Raw genomic sequence first — 4,046 nt, 5'->3', positions numbered from 1 at the left:
CGACTCCCCTTCATCTGCCGGTGACCTGAGTTCCGAGAGATCAGATCGTTTCCCCGCGAGGTATTCGGTGATCGCCGGAGGAAGCCCGTCTTCTCCATCAGAATGACCAAACCAGACCCGATAAATATATTCATCATCCCAGGCAGCCGAGACCGGCCAGAGGCCAAACCTGCCTGTACCTTCCTTCATTGCCATCGTGAGAGCACCCCGGGTATCATATCTGCGGTGATGGCGGTCATCTCCTCCTGCATCCAGGGTGGGAGGCCGCTTTTCACCTCGGTTTCGAGAAACCTGCTATCTCCGAGGATGAGCACCCCGCGATCATCAGGCGTCCTGAGAACACGGCCAAGCGCCTGTGCTGCCTTATTGATTGCAGGGAGCGTATAGGCGATGAACTCACCGTCTTTCCCAAACTTCCGCCTGAAGTACTGGATGCTCATTGCCCGTACCTGCGTATAGGGGGCGAGCGGGAGACCGACAACCATCGCACCAGAGAGGAGTTCGCCCCGGTAATCAAGCCCCTCACTCCATTTGCCGCCGCAGACCGCAAAGAGGATACCTGATTTTTTCTTTGCAGGAAGACCGAGGAATTCAGCCAGCATTTCTGTCGCCTCACCCGCATCACGCGGCTCCACAAAGACCTTCTTCTTTCTGATGGCGCAGCGTTCTGCATATTCGCTCATGATCTGGTACGAAGGGAAGTAGACTGCGAGGTTGCCGGGAACCCCGGCAAAAGCCGTGATCGTCCGGACAGTCCGCTCGATGTTGCCTGCATCCTGCCTCATCCGAAAGGCGGTTGTTATATCTCCTGATGTGAGGAGAAGGCGGTTCTTTTTTGGAAATGCATTTGGTATTGAGAGGGTGGAAACATCCATATCTTCAAAATAGTACTGCCTGAAGCTGTTGATTGGAGAGAGTGTGCCGCTGATGAAGATCGAGGCGTGGTGGGATCCGACAATAAACTTGAGTTTCCCGGCAGGATCGATATTCCTGACCTCAAGGATCACCGAGTCCTCCTCTTTCCGGTAGACGGTCAGGTATGCCGGATCGGTTGCCGAGCAATGGATCCGGTAGAGGAACTCGCAGAGCCGTTCGATGGAGGTCTCCTTGAACTCACCTTTCTGAAGGCTCTTTTCCCGCACGACATCACTGATTGCAATGATATCCTCGACAATTGCCGCCATCGACGGGTACAGTGAGCCTTTTGTCAGTATTCGATCAAAGATTGCCGGGTCAAACCAGTCCTCGGTCTCATTTGAGCGGCGGAGCCCGTCCATAAAGTCACGGATCCTCGGCAGCACGTGCCTGACAGCTTCTGCCCCTTTCACCTTCGACTTCAGGGATGAGAGTTCATGGGATGCCTGCTGGATGTCCCGCTCCTGGAGGGAGACGCTCTGGATCCCCTGCACCACATCCCCGACATTATGCCCTTCGTCCACAAGCAGTATGATATCCTGCGGCTCGACATTCAGCGAGACGAGCAGCTGTTCCCTGATATCGTCATTAAAGAGATGATGATAGTTAACGATGACGACATCCGCATGTTTTGCCGAGGTCATCATCAGATCATAGGGGCAGAGGCTGCCTGCATAGGCATGGAGATTATCGGGGTTCACGACATTTAACGAAGCCTTCTCTGCTTTTCTCCGGATATCCTGCGATGGCACCAGCCTTAATCCTTCATCTCCTTCAAGAAAGACCCTGCTGTTCACGAAATACGGGCAGATGAGCGGATGGTCACGGTCCTGGCGCTTGATCTGCTTTTGGATCTCCGGATCCTTTGCAGGTACAAGCGATCCCTTTATCGCCCTTTCCCGCATCAGGGCGCTGGTGAAGTTCTTCACCCCTTCGCATTGCCGGTACACATCCCCAACCCCGCCGAGCGGGCACATACTCCGTTTCCCAATCAGGTAGGTGAACTTCAATCCCGGCTTCTTCTGCCTGATCAGATCAAGTTCCCTGATGAAGGTATTCAGCTGGCTGATCGTCCTTACCGCAACGAGAATGGTTCTTCCCTTTGATTCGGCAAGGAGGGCGGAGACAACACTTGATTTCCCGCTCCCTGTCGGTGCATCGATCAGGAGTGTGCCGCCGTTTCTGGCTGTCTCTGCTGCGGCATCCAGCATCTTCTCCTGGTGGGGGCGGTAGCGGGTATAGGGGAACCAGTCGTCAATTGAGCTCATATGCGTTATTTCCGTGGGGATCGTGTTTGATCTTCTGTATCAATGTGTCTGTCTGCAGATTATTAAGTAATGATGATTCTGCATTTGTATTTCCTGAATCTCAAGAATGAATGAATGTTCGAGTCTCCTCTCTCCTCACCTTTCCGGGATAACAGAAGCAGGATTATGAGGATACAGATCCGAATAATTATCTGGTATTACATTTATCTCTCTTATTTATGCGAGGCTCCTCGAATCTCAGTCGACATGATCTTTTAATTGTCTTTGTTATTGCCCTCGGATCATTCATGGCAGGTCTTGATGGCACAATCGTCAATATTGCTCTTCCCTCCATTGCCGGGGCATTCGATGCGTCGGCTGTTGCCGCCTCATGGGTTCTCACTGCATATCTGATCGTCCTCGTCTCACTCCTTCTTGCCGCCTCGCGCCTTGGGGATATTGCAGGATATAAGAAGGTCTTCATCTCAGGCTTCTGTATCTTCACGATCGGATCGGCATGCTGTGCCCTTTCTCCCTCTATCGAGCTGTTGATCCTCTCCCGTCTGCTTCAGGCAGCCGGTGGTGCGACCATCGCCGCACTCGGATCGGTGATGGTCATTACGTCTGTTCCGGCATCTTCCCGGGGGGCAGCTCTTGGTATTGTTGCGATGTTCACGATGATGGGAGCTGCATTGGGGCCGGTTGCCGGTGGCTACCTCACCTCGCTCTTCTCATGGAATGCGATCTTCTTTGTGAATATACCCATTGGAATCGCAGCGGTGCTTCTTGGGATAAAAATTATTCCTGCGGTTCACCCTCCTTTACCAGAGGGGCGGCTCGATCTTTTCGGTGTCCTCCTGATCTTCCTGGCCCTCTCCACGCTTATCGGCGCACTCACCTCTATCCAGAACGCACACAGTATCACCGGATTTCTCCTCCTTCTTATCTCTGCGATCAGCTGGCTCGCCTTCATCATTCATGAGCGGAGATCCTCTGAACCACTCATCGATCTCTCTGTCTTCAGGAACAGATCATTCTCACTTCAGAATATCTGCATACTCCTGCTCCAGATGGTGATGGCAGGGGTACTTGTCATTATGCCATTCTACCTAGAGCTTGTCAGGGGAATTTCAACAGATAATGCCGGGTTAATTATTATTTCCCTCCCTCTGGGAATGATTGTCTCTGCCCCGATTGCCGGGAAGATTGCGGATGCGATCGGGACGCGGCGGCCGATCATTGGTGGATTTGCACTATCTCTCCTCTCTCTCTTCCTCCTCACCAGAATTGGAGCAGAGACAGGTCTTCTGGATATCTGGATCTCACTCTTCATCCTCGGTATCGGAACAGGCTCCGCATATGCTCCATTGAATAGTGCCATCATGAGTGTCGTCCCTGATAAGGACCGGAGCGCCTCATCAGGGCTTATCAAGATGATGACGAACCTTGGCAATTCGCTCGGCGTTGCCGGGGTAATGCTGGTTGCCACCCTCGCTGCCGGACCGAAGATCGCAGAGGTGGCGGCAAAGGAACTCCCACCTGCTGCGCTTGTCGGGGCCTTTCAGGTGACGTTCTTCTGCTGCATAATACTCCTGCTGATCGGGATGCTACTGATGATTGGTGTTCAAAGCAGCAGAGGAGTGAAAGGAGATGAGGTGCCGATCGGCTTCTGATCGCAACCCCTCTTCTCATCCATCTCCTCCCTCCAAACAACAGGTATGGATCGGTTTAATCCTGCCAGAGTCCCAATATAGATCCATGGCGATCCACCCGATAGACTTCCGGTACGGCACAACCGAGATGCGCCGTGTCTGGAGCGAAGAGGCGAGATTTAATGCAATCATCAGGGCCGAAGTGGCACTTGCCGCAGCCGAGGCTGAGATC

Annotated in this window: 2 protein-coding genes and 1 pseudogene; 1 reads left to right on the top strand and 2 read right to left on the bottom strand. The window is 53.1% G+C overall.

Going from position 1 to position 4,046, the window contains the following annotated elements; genetic code table 11:
- Positions 1-195 (bottom strand): annotated as a pseudogene (locus tag QCH34_RS08110) (cysteine methyltransferase); the annotation flags it as partial.
- Positions 186-2,183, bottom strand: coding sequence for an ATP-dependent DNA helicase (locus QCH34_RS08105; RefSeq protein WP_300332685.1), 1,998 nt, complete (start codon positions 2,181-2,183; stop codon positions 186-188). The gene QCH34_RS08105 and the pseudogene QCH34_RS08110, both read right to left, overlap by 10 nt.
- A gap of 218 nt (positions 2,184-2,401) precedes the next feature.
- Here QCH34_RS08105 and QCH34_RS08100 point away from each other — a divergent pair, with 218 nt between their 5' ends.
- Positions 2,402-3,835 carry a DHA2 family efflux MFS transporter permease subunit gene (locus tag QCH34_RS08100; protein ID WP_300332682.1) on the top strand — a complete coding sequence of 478 codons (1,434 nt, stop codon included), beginning with the start codon at positions 2,402-2,404 and terminating at the stop codon, positions 3,833-3,835.
- Positions 3,836-4,046: the final 211 nt, after the last annotated feature.

Source organism: Methanocalculus sp., assembly GCF_029762515.1.
Taxonomy (GTDB): domain Archaea; phylum Halobacteriota; class Methanomicrobia; order Methanomicrobiales; family Methanocorpusculaceae; genus Methanocalculus.
This window is presented reverse-complemented; position numbering and strand designations above follow the sequence as displayed.

Bases quoted from the DNA above. Each gene is read 5' to 3' on its own strand.
- QCH34_RS08105 (WP_300332685.1), bottom strand. From the start codon at position 2,183: ATGAGCTCAATTGACGACTGGTTCCCCTATACCCGCTACCGCCCCCAC.
- QCH34_RS08100 (WP_300332682.1), top strand. From the start codon at position 2,402: ATGCGAGGCTCCTCGAATCTCAGTCGACATGATCTTTTAATTGTCTTT.